The 19534-nt window shown below is 36.5% G+C and carries 11 protein-coding genes and 1 pseudogene; 8 read left to right on the top strand and 4 right to left on the bottom strand.

Translation table 11 applies throughout. The features are described from left to right. Position 1: 1 nt before the first annotated feature. Positions 2 to 1135 carry an efflux RND transporter periplasmic adaptor subunit gene (locus tag VB796_RS10810; protein WP_323346550.1) on the top strand — a complete coding sequence of 378 codons (1134 nt, stop codon included), beginning with the start codon at positions 2 to 4 and terminating at the stop codon, positions 1133 to 1135. Positions 1136 to 1309: 174 nt separating this feature from the next. Here VB796_RS10810 and tsf read toward each other — a convergent pair whose 3' ends face one another. From tsf to rplM, 4 genes are all read right to left on the bottom strand, one after another. Further along, entirely contained in the window at positions 1310 to 2143 is an 834-nt protein-coding gene (gene tsf / locus VB796_RS10805; protein ID WP_323346549.1) for a translation elongation factor Ts, read from the bottom strand. A gap of 243 nt (positions 2144 to 2386) precedes the next feature. Continuing rightward, complete coding sequence (rpsB, locus tag VB796_RS10800; RefSeq protein ID WP_109744593.1) at positions 2387 to 3190, bottom strand: 30S ribosomal protein S2; 804 nt, start codon at positions 3188 to 3190, stop codon at positions 2387 to 2389. A gap of 230 nt (positions 3191 to 3420) precedes the next feature. Beyond that, the gene (gene rpsI / locus VB796_RS10795) at positions 3421 to 3810 is read right to left on the bottom strand and encodes a 30S ribosomal protein S9 (RefSeq protein ID WP_323346548.1); all 390 of its coding nucleotides are present in this window, start codon (positions 3808 to 3810) and stop codon (positions 3421 to 3423) included. Between the two features lie 111 nt (positions 3811 to 3921). Further along, positions 3922 to 4365, bottom strand: a complete 444-nt coding sequence (gene rplM, locus VB796_RS10790) for a 50S ribosomal protein L13 (protein ID WP_323346547.1) — start codon at positions 4363 to 4365, stop codon at positions 3922 to 3924. A gap of 1306 nt (positions 4366 to 5671) precedes the next feature. Between rplM and VB796_RS10785 the strand changes: the two genes are divergently transcribed. The 7 genes and pseudogenes from VB796_RS10785 to nuoK all read left to right on the top strand — a co-directional run bounded on the left by VB796_RS10785 (position 5672) and on the right by nuoK (position 19410). Then, positions 5672 to 14770 (top strand): SdrD B-like domain-containing protein, encoded by a 9099-nt coding sequence (locus VB796_RS10785; RefSeq protein WP_323346546.1) that lies wholly within the window; start codon positions 5672 to 5674, stop codon positions 14768 to 14770. Positions 14771 to 15033: 263 nt separating this feature from the next. Beyond that, positions 15034 to 15288: pseudogene (gene yidD, locus VB796_RS23775) on the top strand (membrane protein insertion efficiency factor YidD); the annotation flags it as partial. Between the two features lie 30 nt (positions 15289 to 15318). Then, on the top strand, positions 15319 to 16209 hold the full coding sequence (locus VB796_RS10780) for a hypothetical protein (RefSeq protein WP_323346545.1): 891 nt from the start codon (positions 15319 to 15321) through the stop codon (positions 16207 to 16209). 24 nt (positions 16210 to 16233) lie between these two features. Next, complete coding sequence (locus VB796_RS10775) at positions 16234 to 16764, top strand: hypothetical protein (RefSeq protein WP_323346544.1); 531 nt, start codon at positions 16234 to 16236, stop codon at positions 16762 to 16764. A gap of 196 nt (positions 16765 to 16960) precedes the next feature. Continuing rightward, positions 16961 to 18496 (top strand): 4Fe-4S binding protein, encoded by a 1536-nt coding sequence (locus VB796_RS10770; protein WP_323346543.1) that lies wholly within the window; start codon positions 16961 to 16963, stop codon positions 18494 to 18496. 60 nt (positions 18497 to 18556) lie between these two features. Then, entirely contained in the window at positions 18557 to 19084 is a 528-nt protein-coding gene (locus VB796_RS10765) for an NADH-quinone oxidoreductase subunit J (protein ID WP_323346542.1), read from the top strand. A 14-nt stretch (positions 19085 to 19098) separates the two neighbouring features. Then, positions 19099 to 19410, top strand: coding sequence for an NADH-quinone oxidoreductase subunit NuoK (gene nuoK / locus VB796_RS10760; protein ID WP_323346541.1), 312 nt, complete (start codon positions 19099 to 19101; stop codon positions 19408 to 19410). Positions 19411 to 19534 lie beyond the last annotated feature (124 nt).

Genomic DNA, 19534 nt, shown 5'->3' with positions numbered 1-19534 from the left:
CATGAAAAATATAATTATCATTTCAAGCCTTATTTTATGTTGGGCGTGTGGCTCAAAACCTACTGCCGAACAAACTTCTGAACCCAAAAACATTGACGAAAACACGGTAACTCTTACCGCAGCACAACGTAAAAATGCCGAAGTTGTAACGGGTAGTTTAGCAAGAAAAAACATCTCATCCATCATCAAGCTGAATGGAAAAATTGATGTGCCACCCCAAAATATGATTTCCGTAAGTATGCCTTTGGGAGGATATTTGAAATCGACTAAGCTTTTACCAGGAATGTTCGTGCGTAAAGGTGAAATCATAGCCACGATGGAAGACCAGCAGTATATTCAATTGCAACAAGACTATTTAATCAATCAATCAAAATTAGTTTTTGCTGAAAAAGAATATCAACGTCAAAAGGAATTAAATCAAAGTCAAGCCAGTAGCGATAAAGTTTTTCAACAGGCAGAATCTGAATATAGAACCCTTAAAATTAATATCAGTGCTTTGGGCGAAAAGTTGAAATTAATCAATATTAATCCAAAAACATTAACAGAAGGTAATCTTTCAAAAAGCGTACATATTTATTCTGCTATTAATGGCTTTGTTTCAAAAGTAAATGTCAATATTGGTAAATACGTTAATCCATCAGATATTTTATTTGAATTGGTCAATCCGACTGATATACATTTGAACCTCAGTGTATTTGAGAAAGACCTCAATAAACTATCAATCGGACAAAAAGTGATTGCTTATACCAATAATCAACCTAATAAAAAACATCTTTGTGAGATAATTCTAATCAGTAAAGACCTTTCTCCTGAGCATATTGCTGATGTTCATTGTCACTTTGAAAATTATGATAAGAATCTTCTTCCAGGAATGTATATGAATGCTGAAATTGAAATCAAGAACAATTCAGTTTTGACTTTACCCGAAGATGCTGTGGTAAATTTTGAAGGCAAAGACTATATTTTTGTAGAAGATAAACCCAATCAATTTTCAATTGTTCCCGTAAAAGTTGGTAACAAAGAAGACGGTTTCACTGAAATCACGGATGCTGAATCATTGACACAAAAATCAATTGTCAAAAAAGGAGCTTATACTTTATTAATGAAAATGAAGAATATGGCGGAGGAGGAGTAGATATTGTTTGAACTATGATTGAACGATTTAATGAATTTAAGATTACGATGTGATTCTGAAAATCCAAAAATTATTAAATCCAATCAATTACAGTTCTACCAATTTAACCCATTTCAAACAAAAAGGGCTTTTTCTTAACGAAAAAGCCCTTTTTAATATCTATCAATTCAACGATTAAGCTAATGCAATTCTTTTGAAAGAAGAGATAGTCAAACCTTTTTGAGTTTGTTCTAATAACTGCTTAATGTTGATAGAACCGTCTTTGACAAACTGTTGGTTCAACAAAGTAGATTCTTTATAGAATTTCTCTAAACGACCTGCTGCGATTTTGTCCAACATTGCTTCTGGTTTACCTTCAGCACGAGCTTGCTCTCTACCAACTTCAATTTCACGCTCGATAGTAGCAGAATCAACACCATCTTTATCCAAAGCAACTGGCTTCATAGCCGTGATTTGCATAGCGATGTCTTTTCCAACTTCTTGAACATCAGTACCTTGAACGTTAGCAAACGCTACCAAAACACCAATTTTATTGTTAGAGTGGATATAAGAAACAACTTTATCAGAAGTTACATTTTCGTAACCAGCGATAGTGATTTTCTCACCAATTTTACCAGTCAATTCAATCATTGCTTCTTGAGCAACACGTCCGTCAGCTAAAGTAGAAGCTAACAAAGCATCTTTATCAGCAACGTTATTGGCAACTGCAGAAGCCAATAAAGCAGAAGCTAAATCAGTAAAGTCAGCAACTTTTGAAACTGGTTCAGTTTCACAAGCTAAAGCTACTAATTTACCATTTGTTCCGTCAGCACTAATTGCGATTAATACAGTACCTTCGTTTGTTTCGTTATCTGCACGTTTAGCAGCCACTTTCTGACCAGCTTTACGGAGAATATCAATAGCGGCTTCAAAATCACCACCTGCTTCAGTAAGGGCTTTCTTACAATCCATCATGCCCGAACCAGTCATTTGTCTTAATTTATTAACGTCTGCTGCTGAAATAGCCATTGTCTTGTTAATTTGAAAATTTGAAATTTATTAATTTTATGTTTTGTCAAGTATTGTTATCAAATACTAAGATAAGGTAATAGCTTAGAAATATCTTTTACAATACAATAACTTAATATAATTTTATCAATTCGATATTTTACTCAAATAGCCCACAGAAAACTATGGGCTATTTAAGCAAATGATTTTTTTATAAATCTAAGCATAAGAATTATTCATTTTCATGCTTAATCATTCATTATATTAATCTTCTTTCTCGTATTTAGCCGCTACTTTAGCTGCTTCTTTAGCTTCTTCCTCATCAGCAAGACGTTTAGCTTCTTCTTCTTCTGCTAAACGAGCGTCATCTTTATCTTGTTTGCGTTCCATCAAACCTTCTTCGATTGCCTTACCAATAGCTAAAGTAATTAAAGCGATTGATTTATAAGCATCATCATTAGCAGGGATTGGAAAATCTACTAAGTCAGGGTTTGAGTTAGTATCACACATAGCAAAAACAGGGATACCTAAACGTTGTGCTTCTGCTACTGCGATATGCTCACGCTTTACGTCAACAATGAAAAGGGCTGCTGGAAGACGAGTTAATTCAGTGATACCACCTAATACTCTTTCCATTTTCTCTTTATCACGAGACATCATCAAACGCTCACGTTTCGCTAATGCTTTTACAGTAACTTCGTCTTTCAACAACTTGTCGATAGTCCCCATTTTCTTGATAGACTTTCTAACAGTTTGGAAGTTTGTAAGCATACCACCTAACCAACGGTCAGTTACGTATGGCATTTTCAAACGACGAGCTTCTTCTGAAACGATTTCTTGAGCTTGTTTCTTCGTAGCAACAAACATGATTTTGCGTCCAGAACGAACAATACCTTTGATAGCATTGCAAGCTTCGTCTAAACAACCTAAAGTTTTGTTAAGGTCAAGAATGTGGATACCATTTTTCTCCATGAAGATAAACGGAGCCATTCTTGGATCCCACTTGCGTGTTAAGTGTCCGAAGTGAACACCAGCATCTAATAATTCTTTGTATTCTAATTGTGCCATTTGTTGCGTTAGGTATTAGGTGTTGAATATTAGTGGTTAGTAATGAAACTAAACCCTGAAATCTTATGCCTAAAACCTTAAAAGATTAAAATGAAATATGAAAAATAATAACAAGACACCGGTCACTGTAAGTCTTGTCAATTTATATTAGTATTAAGAACCAAGTATTATGTACGAAGCACAAGTGAGTAACTTGAGACATAGTACTTAATACTTGGAACATACAAATATTAACGTTTCGAGAATTGGAATTTACGACGTGCTTTCTTACGACCTGGTTTTTTACGTTCAACCATACGTGGGTCACGAGTAAGGAATCCTTCTTTTTTCAAAGCTGGACGACGTTCTGCATCAATTTCTTGTAATGCACGTGAAATTGCCAAACGAAGAGCTTCCGCTTGTCCTTTAATTCCACCACCATCAAGATTAACTTTAACGTCATAAGAACCTTCAGTTTTTGTTAAAGCGAAAGGTTGGTTAACGATAATTCTTAAAATTTCTGATGGAAAATAGTCTTCTAAAGTACGACCATTTATTAAGTATGCACCATTGCCCGGAGTCATATATAGACGAGCAACAGCCGTTTTTCTTCTTCCTAATGTATTAGTTACTTCTGCCATTTTTTTATAGAGAAGTTATCAGTCATCAGTTATCAGTTATTAGTCATCAGTTGGTTGGCGAACCTAACCCCTAATTCCTAACTCCTAATCCCTAAATAAAGATAACGATGATTAGAATTTGATTTCTTTTGGTTGTTGTGCGGCGTGTGGATGCTCAGAACCTGCATATACATACAAGTTTGTAAACAAACGACTTCCTAAACGATTTTTAGGTAACATACCTTTCACAGCAGATTCCATAATTCCTCTTGGATTTTTTGCTAACACTTCTCTTGGAGTAGCAAAACGTTGTCCACCAGGATAACCTGTGTGACGAATGTAAACTTTGTTATTCATTTTCTTTCCTGTAAAACGAATTTTATCAGCATTGATAACGATAACATTATCTCCACAATCCACGTGTGGGGTATATGAAGCCTTGTGTTTTCCACGCAAAATCATTGCGATTTGTGAACTCAAACGACCTACAATTTGATTTTCTGCATCAACGACTATCCATGCTTTTTCAACATTTGCAACGTTTGCCGAGATGGTTTTATAACTTAAAGTATCCACTTTATTATAGTTTAAAAGTCCGATATTTTTTTCTCACAGAAAGCACCTTTGCCAAAAGGCGTTACAAAATTTACTTTTACGTTGGACTTTTATTAAGATTCGCAAATGTTTCTTTTGTACATCAGACGTTGGAACGACTCTGATTTTCAATGATTTGACCTTATTTTTTTCTGAACGGGCATCCAGCCAAAATTTGGGAACGCAAAATTAGTGATTTTTTTGAGATTTCACAAAGAGAATAGTAAAAGTTTTTGTGAATTATTAGATAATATTTGAACAAGCCTTAAAATCAATGAAAAGGTTATTCAAAACGGTTTTAATTAGCGGATTTAATGATTCGATAATATAGATTTCAGATTGTAGTACATCGTTATACACAAAGTATTAATGCTACCGATTTACTGGAGAATTTGACTGGAAATAACGTGGAGAGTTGAGAAAAATAGGGATAAAAGATAAAGTGGCGAAAGCCTAATCGTAGTTTTATTGCTTTGATTGTTTAATTTCTACGTACAGCCTTAACATAAAATAAAATTAATAAGAAATTAAATAGGAATTATTTGAAATTAGTAATGAATTACATAATTTTACTCACTGATACAGTAAATATCTTAGTGAAACTGTGTATAAATGCAAATATAGAGTATATACAAAAGTATTACTCTGTTGAGTATTTATGAAGAGTTTTTATTTAAGAAACTTTGAAAACAATCCGCCGATTCTCTCAATGTCTTAGCCTGCTGTATCTTATCAAACAACCGTCTATTCGAGTATCTTGTATGATTTGAATCTGTGAATATTTGCCTACGGGTAAATGATTCTCGGCTTGAATTGTATATTCCTTACCTTCCAAAAATAATATTCAGTAATCTGTGATATTAATTTATCTCGGCCTCTTCCGCTTGGCCTTGAAAAAATTGCTGTCTTTTTTTACCCAATTGCTTTTTAATTACAAAAGCATTGTGGGCTTGTGTATGTAAGTCAATTATGTCTTTGAAGATGCTAAACATATTTTCAATGAATGTGATTAATGGTCGCTCGTGGTTTTTGTATTCCTAAAGGGATATAGAAGGAATAACTGTACCGATTAGTGTACTTCAGTAACTCTCAATAATTAAATGTTTCTAAAATTAAAACAACACAATAGCTATTCATGAAAAACTCTACTAAGTTTTTAAGCTTTAATTGTGCTGGAATGGATTATCTGCCTGACTCGAATCTATGCAAATTATCTAATTTCGGTAACAAGAATGAAGCAAATTGTATGCCAAATGTGTTAAATAGAATGAAAATGTGGATGGGATTCATGTTTTTTTTCCTATTTAGTGCTTCTATGCAGACATTTTCCCAGAATCTTCTTTCAAACAATAGTTTTGACAGTGGTACAACTGGATGGAGTGCCTCTCCCTCAGGTTCTATTTTTACATTTAGTGGGCAATATGCTTACTCTGGAAATGCTCTTACCTTAAATAACAACGACAATTGGGGGAATTATTATACTTGGCAAAGTATTACTGCGACGGCTGGGATAAAATATAATATCAGTTTTATGGCTTCAACGCATAATCCTGTATATTATGCGGCGGTTGGTTATGAATTTTATAATTCTTCAGGAATAATTATTGGAAGTAGAGTTGAAAAAAGAGTGACCGGTAGTGTTTATAATTCTTCAGGATATAGCAAATATGAGTTTTTAGGTGTTACTGCTCCAACAGGTACTACTAAATTGAGAGTAGTTGGTTATACAAATGGAACGGCATTGAAACTTGATAATATCTCGGTTTCTTTAACGTCAACTTGTAGTAATGTAACATCAGGAGGAACGATTGGTTCTAATCAGACTGGTTGTAGTGGCTTTGATCCTGTTACTTTTACGAGTGTTACTGCTCCTGCTGGTGGGGCAGGTACATTGGAGATTATATGGATGAAAAGTACAACTTCGTCTGTATTAAATTCGACTACACAAAGCCAATGGACGGTTATTCCAGGGGCAACAGGCTTGACTTATGATGCTGGACCAATTACTCAGACTACTTATTTTACTCGCTGTTCTCGTAGAGCAGGTTGTACTGCTTATGTAGGTGAGGCAAATGTGATTACAGCAACAGTAAATGCAAATTGTCAAGGAAAAGACCCTGTTTGTCTTTCTCGGAAGAGTGCAGTATCAAGTAGTAGCCTTTGTGGCGATGCTACAAAATCTTATGGTTTGTGGTTTAATGATTTGAAAAGTAGCAATAATGTTACTTGTCCATCACAATATTTTACCGTGAAATCTGGTGAATTGACAGAGTTTTGTGATGGAACAGCGATTTTAAAAGTTGTAGGTTGTGTAACTGGCGGTGGAGCAAGCGACTGTATTACTGCAACTGTAAATTATTCTGGTCGTACAGGAACGCCTCCAACGGGTAGTCCACTTACTAATACTCACTGTTCTGGATATGCTCCAAATGTGGGAAATTGGTATTATTATCCAACTTCAAATGGTACATTCTCAGGGACAGGTATTTTTGCAGGTTTGGCAGGAACTTACACACAAAATATGGCTGCATTCCAAGTTGGAACAGGTGGAAGTTTAAATGATATTTCAAAATTTGGTGCAAGTAGTTGGTTTAAAATTAATCTTACAAGTGGAGGTACTAATAATTGGACTACTGCTTCAAAAGATGGTGATATTAATATTAATTTGGGAACTGCAACAAATATTGCTTCAGTAACGGCTACGGCTAATCCAAATTCAATTTGTAAAGGTTCAAATGTTGTTTTGACTGCAACACTTGATGCTGCTTCAAAATCAGCAAGTTGTTCTCCAACATATTCATGGGTTGGTTCAAACGGATTCACAAGTACACAGGCAACTGTAACCAATACAAGCGTACAAACTGCTACTACTTATACAGTTACTGTAACTTTTACAGCGAAGAATGGTAGTAAATGTTCTGTAACGGGAACTACGGCAGTAGCACTTAGTGCAAATTGTTGTGATAATGTTACGAACGGTGGTCAGATTGGTGGAAATCAAAGAAATTGCGGTGCATTCGACCCTGCCGCATTTACCAACGTTACTTTACCTTCTGGTGGAACGGGTACTTTGGAATATTTATGGTTAAAAAGTACAACTGCTTCTACTTATACAGATGCTAATGCAAGTGAGTGGATTCCAATTGTAGGCTCTAATAGTGCAACACTTGATTTGAACAATATTTCACAAACAACATACTTCCAACGCTGTTCTCGTCGTGCAGGTTGTTCGGATTATGTTGGAGAAACAAATGTAGTTTCGGTGATTATCGACCCACTTCCAACAGCCCCAACGGTAACCCCTGCCTCAATTTGTGGTACAGGAACGGTTACGTTAGGAGCAACTTGTGGCACAGGCACAACAGCAATGTGGTATTCAGCATTGACAGGTGGAACATCAATTGCAAGTGGAGCGAGCTTTACAACACCAAGTTTGAGTGCAACGACGACTTATTATGTATCTTGTAAATCAAGTGCAGGTTGTGAGTCAGGTAGAACATCAGTAAAAGCAACGGTAACACCCAAGATTACTGACGGAGGAAAGATTCAAGCCGATGAAACTATTTGTACAGGCAGTACACCATCAAAAATCACGAATGTGACTTTACCAAATGGTGGAGTTGGTTCGATAGAGTATTTGTGGTTACAGACTACGAGTTTAACAAATGGTGTTTGTCCAGCGAACATTGCAGGTCAAACTTTGTATAGCCCAATAGCGAATACAAATACCTCAGAATATCAACCAGGAGCAATCACGACTACGACTTGTTACATTCGTTGTTCAAGATTAGCGGGTTGTACAGATTACACAGGGGAATCAAATGTTATTAAGAAAACAGTAGGTTCAATTGGCGTAGCCCCAACCGTAACAGCAGGTACAGTTTGTGGTACAGGAACAGTTACGTTAGGAGCAACTTGTGGCACAGGCACAACAGCAATGTGGTATTCAGCATTGACAGGTGGCACATCAATTGCAAGTGGAGCGAGCTTTACAACACCAAGTCTGAGTGCAACGACTACTTATTATGTAAGTTGTAAATCAAGTGCAGGTTGTGAGTCAGGTAAAACTTCGGTAGTAGCAACGGTAACACCAAAAATTACTGACGGAGGAAAGATTCAAGCCGATGAAACTATTTGTACAGGCAGTACACCATCAAAAATCACGAATGTGACTTTACCAAATGGTGGAGTTGGTTCGATAGAGTATTTATGGTTACAGACTACGAGTTTAACAAATGGTGTTTGTCCAGCGAACATTGCAGGTCAAACTTTATATAGCCCTATCTCAAACAGTAATGGTTCAGAATATCAACCAGGAGCAATCACAACAACAACTTGTTATATTCGTTGTTCAAGATTGACAGGTTGTACAGATTACACAGGCGAATCAAATGTTATTAAGAAAACAGTAGGTTCAATTGGTGTAGCCCCAACAGTAACACCTGCATCAATTTGTGGAACAGGCACAGTTACTTTAGGAGCAACTTGTGGCACAGGCACAACGGCGATGTGGTATTCAGCATTGACAGGTGGAACATCAATTGCAAGTGGAGCGAGCTTTACAACACCAAGTCTGAGTGCAACGACTACTTATTATGTAAGTTGTAAATCAAGTGCAGGTTGTGAGTCAGGTAGAACATCGGTAAAAGCAACGGTAACACCAAAAATTACTGACGGAGGAAAGATTCAAGCCGATGAAACTATTTGTACAGGCAGTACACCATCAAAAATCACGAATGTGACTTTACCGAATGGTGGATTAGGTTCGATAGAATATTTATGGTTACAAACAACGAGTTTAACGAATGGTGTTTGTCCAGCGAACATTGCAGGTCAAACTTTATATAGCCCAATTGCCAATACAAATACCTCAGAATATCAACCAGGAGCGATTACGACAACAACTTGTTTTATTCGTTGTTCAAGATTGACAGGTTGTACAGATTACACAGGTGAATCAAATGTTATCAAGAAAACAGTAGGTTCAATTGGCGTAGCCCCAACCGTAACAGCAGGTACAGTTTGTGGTACAGGAACAGTTACGTTAGGAGCAACTTGTGGCACAGGCACAACAGCAATGTGGTATTCAGCATTGACAGGTGGCACATCAATTGCAAGTGGAGCGAGTTTCACAACACCAAGTTTGAGTGCAACGACTACTTATTATGTATCTTGTAAATCAAGTGCAGGTTGTGAGTCAGGTAGAACTTCGGTAGTAGCAACGGTAAATGGAGGAGCAGCAGCCCCAACAGTAACGCCTGCCTCAATTTGTGGCACAGGAACAGTTACGTTGGGAGCAACTTGTTCAACAGGAGCAACGGCAATGTGGTATTCCGCATTGACAGGTGGAACATCAATCGCAAGTGGAGTTACTTATACAACACCAAGTTTAACTGCAACGACTACTTATTATGTTTCTTGTAAATCAAGTGCAGGTTGTGAGTCAGCCAGAACATCGGTAGTAGCAACGGTTAATGGAAGTTTATCAGGGCCATCAGCGATTAAAAATGGTACAATTTGCGGAAATGGAACAGTTGAATTAGGAGCAGTTTGTACAACAGGAACGCCAATGTGGTATGCAACGGCAACAGGTGGAACATCGTTTACAACAGGTTCAGTTTATGTAACGCCAGTTTTGACTACAACAACTTCTTATTATGTTTCTTGTAAATCAACGGCAGGTTGTGAATCTCTAAGAATTGAAGTTAAAGCAACAGTAATTGCTAAAATCACAAACGGAGGAACAATCCAAGCTGATGAAAGTATCTGTTTAGGAAAAACTCCTGCACAAATTACAAGTGTAACGCCTGCAACTGGCGGAGATGCAAATGCAGCGATTGAATATATTTGGTTACAAACAACCGCATTATCAAATGGAGCTTGTCCATTGAATGTTGTTGGTCAAAATCTTTATACTGAAATTCCAAACAGTAATACGCCAAATTACCAACCAGGAGCCATCACTCAAACAACGTGTTATATTCGTTGTGCAAGAAGAGCAGGCTGTACTGATTATATTGGTGGAGAATCTAATACTGTTAAGAAATCAGTTTTAGCTAATTGCGAAGGAAAAGACCCTGTTTGTTTATCACGTAAAACAACGGTATCAAATAGTACACTTTGTGGTGATGCAACACAATCATACGGATTATATTTTGCAGACTTAAAAGGAAATGTAGTTTCTCCAAATCAACACTTTACAGTGAAGTCAGGAGAATTAACAGAATTCTGTGATGGAACAGCCGTATTAAATTATACAGCTTGTGTAACAGGTGGAACTTCAAGCGACTGTATTAATGTAATTGTTAACTATTCAGGACGTACAGGAACACCTCCAACGGGTAGCCCAGTTGCTAATACACATTGTACAGGTTATTCACCAAATCTTGGAGATTGGTATTATTACCCAACTTCAAATGGTACGTTTACAGGTGCTGGTATTTACGCAGGTTTGACAGGAACATACACGCAAAACATGGCTGCATTCCAATTAGGAACAGGAGCAAGTTTGAATGATATTACGAAATTTGGAGCAAGTAGCTGGTTCAAAATTAATATCACAAATGGTGGTACTAATAACTGGACAACAGTTTCAAAAGACGGAGATATTAATGTTACTTTAGGAACGCCAACTACAATTGCTTCGGTAACTGCAACAGCTAATCCTACTGCCATTTGTACAGGAGGTGATGTTAATTTAACGGCAACGCTTGATGCTAATTCTAAATCTATCAATTGTACGCCTACTTATTCGTGGGTTGGTTCAAATGGATTTACAAGTACACAAGCAACAGTTACCAATACAAACGTAACGGCGTCGACAACTTATACAATAACTGTAACATTTACAGCAGCTAATGGAAGTAAATGTTCTGTAATGGCAACAACGGGTGTAACCATTAATCCAACACCTGCTACGCCAACAGTAGCATCAGGTTCAATTTGTGGTACAGGTACAGTTACTTTAGCAGCAACTTGTTCAACAGGAGCAACAGCAATGTGGTATTCAGCATTGACAGGTGGAACTTCAATAGCAAGTGGAGCAAGTTTCACAACACCAAGTTTGAGTGCCTCGACTACTTATTATGTATCGTGTAAATCAAATGCAGGTTGTGAATCAGCAAGAACACCAGTAACGGCAACGGTAAATGGTAGTGCATCAGCCCCAACGGTAACACCAGCGACAACTTGTGGAGCAGGTTCAGTTACTTTAGGAGCGACTTGTTCAGCAGGTGTAGCAACTTGGTATTCAGCTTTAACAGGTGGAACGGCTATTGCAAGTGGAGCAAGTTATACAACTCCAAATTTAACGACAACAACTACTTATTATGTAAGTTGTAAAGCAGGAACAGGTTGTGAGTCAGCAAGAACAGCAGTAGTAGCGACGGTAGTAGCTAAAATCACGAATGGAGGTACAATCAAAGCCGACGAAACACTTTGTGGAAGTGGAACACCTGCTAAAATTACGAATGTTACTTTGCCAAGCGGTGGAGATGTAAATGCAGCCATTGAATATGTTTGGTTACAAACAACGACATTATCAAACGGAGCTTGTCCATTGAATATTATTGGTCAAAATCTTTACACAGAGATTCCTAATAGTAATACGGCAGATTATCAACCAGGAGCAATCACTCAAACAACTTGTTATATTCGTTGTGCGAGAAGAGCAGGTTGTACAGATTATATCGGAGGAGAATCTAATACAGTCAAGAAAACAGTTGGTTCAGCTTCATCAGCACCTACGGTTACTTCAGGTTCAATTTGTGGCACAGGTACAGTTACTTTAGGAGCAACTTGTTCAACAGGAGCAACAGCAATGTGGTATTCGGCATTGACAGGTGGAACTTCGATGGCAAGTGGAGCAAGCTTCACAACACCAAGTTTGAGTGCCTCGACTACTTATTATGTATCGTGTAAATCAAATGCAGGTTGTGAATCAGCAAGAACACCAGTAACGGCAACGGTAAATGGTAGTGCCTCAGCCCCAACAGTAACACCAGCGACAACTTGTGGAGCAGGTTCAGTTACTTTAGGAGCGACTTGTTCAGCAGGTGTAGCAACTTGGTATTCAGCTTTAACAGGTGGAACGGCTATTGCAAGTGGAGCAAGTTATACAACTCCAAATTTAACGACAACCACTACTTATTATGTAAGTTGTAAAGCAGGAACAGGTTGTGAGTCAGCAAGAACAGCAGTAGTAGCGACGGTAGTAGCTAAAATCACGAATGGAGGTACAATCAAAGCCGACGAAACACTTTGTGGAAGTGGAACACCTGCTAAAATTACGAATGTTACTTTGCCAAGCGGTGGAGATGTAAATGCAGCCATTGAATATGTTTGGTTACAAACAACAACTTTATCAAATGGAGCTTGTCCATTGAATATTATTGGTCAAAATCTTTACACAGAGATTCCTAATAGTAATACGGCAGATTATCAACCAGGAGCAATCACTCAAACAACTTGTTATATTCGTTGTGCGAGAAGAGCAGGTTGTACAGATTATATTGGAGGAGAATCTAATACAGTCAAGAAAACAGTTACAACGCCATTTACAGTTACTCCATCAACAAATGCAAATGCAGTTTGTGCAGGAACAACAGTAAGTATTACGTTGTCAACAACCGCAACTGGAACGGTTTCTTATTCATGGACAGGTCTAAACGGATTTACTGCCAACACAAAAGACGTAGTTATTGCAAATTCAACGATTGCCAATAATGGAGTTTATACTGTTTCAGTTTCAAATGGAACAGGTTGTAGTGCAGTAGCAACAGTAAATGTGAAAATTACCAATTGTTTGAAATTAGGTGATGCAGTTTTCAACGATAAGAATAACAACGGAAAACAAGATGCAGGTGAGTTAGGTATTGCAAATGTAAGCGTGAAGTTGTACGATAGTGCTAATAACTTAGTAGGCACGGCAACAACTGATGCAAACGGAAAATATCTATTCTCAAATTTAGCACCTAATGATTATGTAGTTGAGATTTCAGCACCAACGGGTTATAAATCATCAACAGGAACAGTAGGTTCAGCAACAGGTTCAGCAGAACCCGCAGTTGCCCCTGATAATAATGTAGATGGCGATGATAACGGAACGACTATAAGTGGACAAACTATCAGAACAAAACCTGTAACCTTAACAGTAGCAGGTGGAGATAACTTAACCGTTGATTTTGGATTATTTAAACCTGCACAAATTGGAGATTATGTATTCCGTGACTCAAACGGTAATGGAAAGCAAGATGTAGGTGAAGGTGGAGTATCAGGCGTTACTGTGAAATTGTACGATAGTGCAAACAACGTAATCGCAACTACTACAACAGATGCAAATGGTAAGTATCTATTTGATAATTTAATTGCAGGTAATTATATTGTTGAGTTTGTTAAATCGACTATCGGTTCAGGATTTAATTTCTCTCCAAAAGGAGCAACTACTTCCGATAAAGATAGTGATGCAGACTTAACAACAGGTAAAACAACTGTTATTACTTTAACAGAAGGACAAGTAAATAAAGATATTGATGCGGGTGTAACAACTCCATGCGATACTGATACAACTCCTCCAGTATTGAGTACGTGTCCTGCGGACATTATTATCAAAACAAGAGGAACATCTGCAATCATTACTTGGACAGAACCTACGGCAACGGATAATTGTGGAACAGTTGTATTAACTTCTACAAGTGTATCAGGTGGTCAGTTTCCAGTTGGAACAACAACCGTAATTTACACAGCAACAGATGCCAAAGGAAACAAAGCAACTTGTTCATTTGTAGTAAATGTAGTGAAAATGGTTACTTGTGATGTTGATACACAAGCTCCAGTATTCTATGATTGTCCAACCGACATTAGCGTAGTAACCACTGGAACAACAGCAGTAGTTCTTTGGGATCATCCAGCAGTAGGAGATAATTGTGGTATTCCAGAAATTACTTACAATTTCGAACCAGGAATGTTATTTCCAGTTGGTATTACAACGGTAACTTATAAAGCCGTAGATGCGAAAGGAAATACCTCTTATTGTTCATTCAAAGTAACTGTAACGAAGAAAACAACAACTTCAACAATTACTAATGCAGCAGCGAGAGTAGCAGTAACGGAAGAAGTAACATTTGCTGATAATGTAACAATTTATCCAAATCCATCAAATGCAGATTGTTCTATTGAATTATCGGCAGAATTGATGAGAGCAAACAAAAGTGTAGAAGTAAGCATATTGAGTGCAGCAGGCAATGTTGAGTTCGCTCAAACAGCCACAGGTACAGAACGCACAAGCGTAAAAGTACCAGTTGAAAATATGCCATCAGGAACATATTTTGTCAATGTAGGTTTAGAAAATGGTCGAATGATTATCAAGAAATTACAAATTGTAAAGTAGTCATATTGATAATAATTAATAAAAACCCTCATAAGTCATAGATTTATGAGGGTTTTGTTTTTTGAGGCTGATTAAGTATACACTTCCGAATATATTTATAAAAATACATGGCTTTACTGAGTAGCAACGTTTGATGTCATGCAAAACGATAACAAACGTAAAACTTAATGTTGGTATAAAATAATACGTTTAAACTTGCCTGAATATTGAACCAATACTATATTTGTGCATAAAATGGTTTAAAACTATCTGCATTTATTTTCATGTTGTTCAAAAAGAACCTATTAGATTATTTGACTATTACTTTCAAATTGTCGTTTCTACTTTTTGTATCCCCTTCTTTTTGCCAAAGTAAGAATACTTCCTTTGTCGATTATCTCTCTGTTTATCAAAAGTATATAAGTAATATTAGGGGCGGAGAATGCCAAATGTACCCTTCTTGTTCAAATTTTTCTCTAAGTGTTTTCAAGGAATATAATGTACTACAAGGTTTTTCGCTTACAGCAGATAGACTTCTTAGGTGTAGCCATGACATAACCAATTATGACTTGTCATTACAAAATCAAAAACTTAGGCTTATTGATTTTGTTGACAGTCGGGATAACTCTAAATATGTTCTTGGTTTGAATATGCCACTTTATGCTTATTCTGACACTATAAAAGATGCCTCAAAAAATCTAAAATTTATTAAGTATTTGATTAATAAAGGCTTACATCAACAAGCACTTTTAGAAATAAATAGGGCAATTTTTAATAAGGAATTGGGCGTAGATAATGTTGAAATTTATACAAACTATATAATTTGCCTTCGTGCAATTGATGAAAGTGAGAAAGCCCTATTTGATTATGAGATTGATTTTCCTGTGAATATTAAAGATAACCCCAAAATCGTATTAGAAATCGGGAATACATGGAAGGAACTAAAAAATTATTCGAATAGTATTCAGCAATATAAAAAAGTAATTTCCATTGAAAATAAAGACACTACATTGATTGATGAAGCTTGGATGTTAAAAGGAATTAGCCATATCAAACTGGTTCAATTAGATAGTGCAAAAAAATCATTTGAAAAGGTCTCAAATACAGGTTTTTATGGGAAAAATGCAGCTAAAAATATAGAGTTAATAGTGAATGTAAATACACAAAAAAGTAAGAATGCTGTTTGGGGAGGTATTTTAGGCATAATTCCAGGAGCAGGATATTTATATGCTTCACATAAACAAACAGCCCTCTCTTCATTAATTATCAACTCATTATTTGCTTACGGAGCTTATACATCTTTTAAAACCAATAATGTAGGAATTGGAATTCTTGCATCTGTAATTGGAGTAGCTTTTTATATTGGAAATATTCAAGGCTCTATAAAGAGTGTTAAAAGGTTTAATCAAACCCGAAGAGACACACTTCTAAACCGAATTAGTTTAAATTTTTCATATTAATTTTTTACCCTAAATTTCTGTATCATGTTAAAAAAATTTATTAATCCATTAGTAGCTAAACCTACTGCTTACCTATTACTTATCTGTTTAAGTTTGTTCTCTTTTAAATCAGGTAATGTTCGTGAAGTTTCATTACAAGCAGGAACCCCCATTGCATTAGAGACAGTTCAAAGATTGGCTTCAGATGCTGTTCAGGCAGGACAAACTGTAGATTTTAAGGTTAGAAGTGATATTAAAGTTGGAGATGTGGTTGTTATCAAAGCAGGGTCAATTGCTAAAGGCTTAGTAACCCGTGCTAATATTGCAAAAGGATTAGGGAAAGAGGGGCAAATCGAAATTCAAATTAAAAGCGTTTCTTCTGTTGATGGACAACAGATTCCAGTAGTTGGCAATAATATTTATAGACAAGGAGAGGACAAACAGACTTTAGCAATTGTTTTAGGAGTTGTACTTTGTATCTTATTTTTAACAATGAAAGGTAAAAATGCTGAAATTCCAGCGGGGACAACTATTGATGCCAATACAGCTACCAATATGATGATCAGTATCAATTAATATAATAGTAAACATAAAAACCCTCATAAGTCATAGATTTATGAGGGTTTTGTTTTTTATTCTATTTCAGAAACTTTATCCAAATATTCTTTTGTTAAAAATGTGAACGTAACTTTGTAAAGCAATGGTTAACGGAAAATAGTGAAAGGTTAAGCGTTTTGACATTCACTCAATCACTCATTTACTCAATCACTCATTGAAAAAAGGAGCTAACAATACATACTTCGGGAATATCAAAGAAGGCATTAAATCTTCTCTGAAAGGACTTTCTTTGTCTTGGCGACACCTCAAAGAAGCTCGTCAGAGTAGAAAACCCATTTTTGTCGATAATCCAGATTATTTCAAACAACAAACAGGTATCGTCACGCTTCAGTATCCACACGAGCAACTGCCTTTACCAGACAATGGTCGTTATCAATTAGATAACGAAATGGACGATTGTATTGTCTGTGATAAATGTGCCAAAGTTTGCCCTGTTGATTGTATCGAAATTGAACCAATCAAAGCAACAGGTATTGCTGGTTATGCTTCCGATGGTTCAGCGATTCGCCTCTACGCTGCCAAGTTTGATATTGATATGGCAAAATGTATGTTCTGTGGGCTTTGTACAACGGTGTGTCCAACAGAATGTTTAACCATGACACATGAGTACGATTTCTCAACCTTCGATGTGAAAAATCATAACTTTGAATTCGGAAATCTAACAGCTGAACAATCGCAAGAAAAAAGAGACCTTTATGAACAATTCATGGTTGAAAAAGAAGCGATGAAGTTACAGAGTAAGGTTAAGAGTACAGAGAATAAAGAACAGAGTTTAGAGAATAGAGAAGAAAAAGCTGAAGAAGCACCAAAGCCAAAACCTGCTTTCAAACCTGCCTTTAAGAAAGCGGTTATTGATGAAAATAAGGAACAAAATTTAGAGAATAGAGAACAGAGCTTAGAGAATAGAGAAGAAAAAGCAGAAGAATCACCAAAGCCCAAACCTGCTTTCAAACCTGCCTTTAAGAAAGCGGTTATTGATGAAAATAAGGAACAAAATTTAGAGAATAGAGAACAGAGTTTAGAGAATAGAGAAGAAAAAGCAGAAGAATCACCAAAGCCAAAACCTGTTTTCAAACCAAAGTTTAACAAACCCGCAGTTTCAGCAGAAAAAACAGAGCTTGTAGAAAACATCGAAGCAAAAGCAGAGGTAACTCCCAAACCAAAACCTGTTTTCAAACCAAAGTTTAACAAACCCGCAGTTTCGGAGGAAAAATCTGAGCTTGTAGAAAACATCGAAGCAAAAGCAGAGGTAACTCCCAAACCAAAACCTGTTTTCAAGCCAAAGTTTAACAAACCCGCAGTTTCGGAGGGGAAAACTGAAATTGTAGAGAATAAAGAACAGATTGTTGAGGATATTGAAGCAAAAGCAGAGGTAACTCCCAAACCAAAACCTGTTTTCAAGCCAAAGTTTACAAAACCCGCAGTTTCAGCAGAAGAAACGGAGATTTTAGAAAATAAAGAACAGATTGTTGAGGATATTGAAGCAAAAGCAGAGGTAACTCCCAAACCAAAACCTGTTTTCAAGCCAAAATTTACAAAACCCGTAGTTTCAGCAGAAGAAACGGAGATTTTAGAAAATAAAGAACAGATTGTAGAGGATATTGAAGTTCAAGCTGAGGAGGTAAGTCCCAGACCCAAACCTGTTTTCAAACCAAAGTTTAAAAAGCCAGATTCAGGAGAAAATACATAACCATTTACTTGCATTTTCTCTCCAAAAATTGCTTAAATAACTCATAACTCATAACCAACCTTGATTCAATACATTTTCATAGCTTTTGTAATTCTGACTGTAATTTCTGCGGGAGTTGTTTTATGGTCTAAAAATGTCCTTTATGCCGCATTTAGTTTGCTCATGACTTTTTTAGGAATGGCAGCGTTGTATGTTTTGGCAGGAGCAGATTTTTTAGCTATTACCCAAATTCTTGTGTATGTGGGCGGAATTTTAGTCTTGTTGATTTTTGGAGTAATGCTCACCAATCAGACGGGGAACAAGCAAAATGTTAAAAATGATATTTTTACAGAAAGTACCAACAGAGTATTAGGTTTTTTAATAGCAGGTGGCGTTTTTGGGTTGTTATTTTACACATTTGCACGAGCCAATTTTGTAAATGTTCAAAATGCTCTATTTGAAACCGTTGAGCCTACTGCCACCACCCAAACAATTGGTATCCAATTAATGACTAATTTCGTTTTACCTTTCGAGGCATCAGGGATTTTATTAATGGCAACCTTAATTGGTGCTGCTTATTTGAGTAAAAAAAGTATAAAAGATGTATAGGCATCAAACAATACATGGACAATAGTTTTCTTCCATATTATCTGCTCACAAGTGCTTTGCTTTTTAGCATTGGCTTAGGAGTTGTTGTTACCAAACGTAACGTTATTGTGGTTTTGATGGGGATTGAATTAATGCTGAATGCCGTAAACCTGAATTTGGTTGCATTCAGTAAAAATGACCCCAATCTGCAAGGACAAATGTTTTCACTCTTTGTGATTGTTGTTGCCGTTTGTGAATCGGTGGTAGCTTTAGCCATTATTCTAAAAGCTTACGAATATTTCAAAACCGTCAATCTTGATGAAATAAGTGAAGTGAAAGAAATGTAGTACAGATTTCCAATCTGTCTTTAAATAATTTCAATCAGTAAATACAGGCTTCCAACCTGTCTTTAAATAATTTCAATCAGTAAATACAGGTTTCCAACCTGTCTTTAAATAATTTCAATCAGTA

The organism is Arcicella sp. LKC2W (assembly GCF_034931005.1).
Lineage (GTDB): Bacteria > Bacteroidota > Bacteroidia > Cytophagales > Spirosomataceae > Arcicella.
The sequence above is the reverse complement of the archived record's forward strand: the minus strand, read 5'-3'. Positions and strand labels throughout refer to the sequence as shown.

Excerpts from the sequence above, each read along its gene's own strand:
- VB796_RS10810 (WP_323346550.1), top strand. The coding sequence starts at position 2 with ATGAAAAATATAATTATCATTTCAAGCCTTATTTTATGTTGGGCGTGT.
- tsf (WP_323346549.1), bottom strand. The coding sequence starts at position 2,143 with ATGGCTATTTCAGCAGCAGACGTTAATAAATTAAGACAAATGACTGGT.
- rpsB (WP_109744593.1), bottom strand. The coding sequence starts at position 3,190 with ATGGCACAATTAGAATACAAAGAATTATTAGATGCTGGTGTTCACTTC.
- rpsI (WP_323346548.1), bottom strand. The coding sequence starts at position 3,810 with ATGGCAGAAGTAACTAATACATTAGGAAGAAGAAAAACGGCTGTTGCT.
- VB796_RS10785 (WP_323346546.1), top strand. The coding sequence starts at position 5,672 with ATGTTTTTTTTCCTATTTAGTGCTTCTATGCAGACATTTTCCCAGAAT.
- VB796_RS10775 (WP_323346544.1), top strand. The coding sequence starts at position 16,234 with ATGTTAAAAAAATTTATTAATCCATTAGTAGCTAAACCTACTGCTTAC.
- nuoK (WP_323346541.1), top strand. The coding sequence starts at position 19,099 with ATGGACAATAGTTTTCTTCCATATTATCTGCTCACAAGTGCTTTGCTT.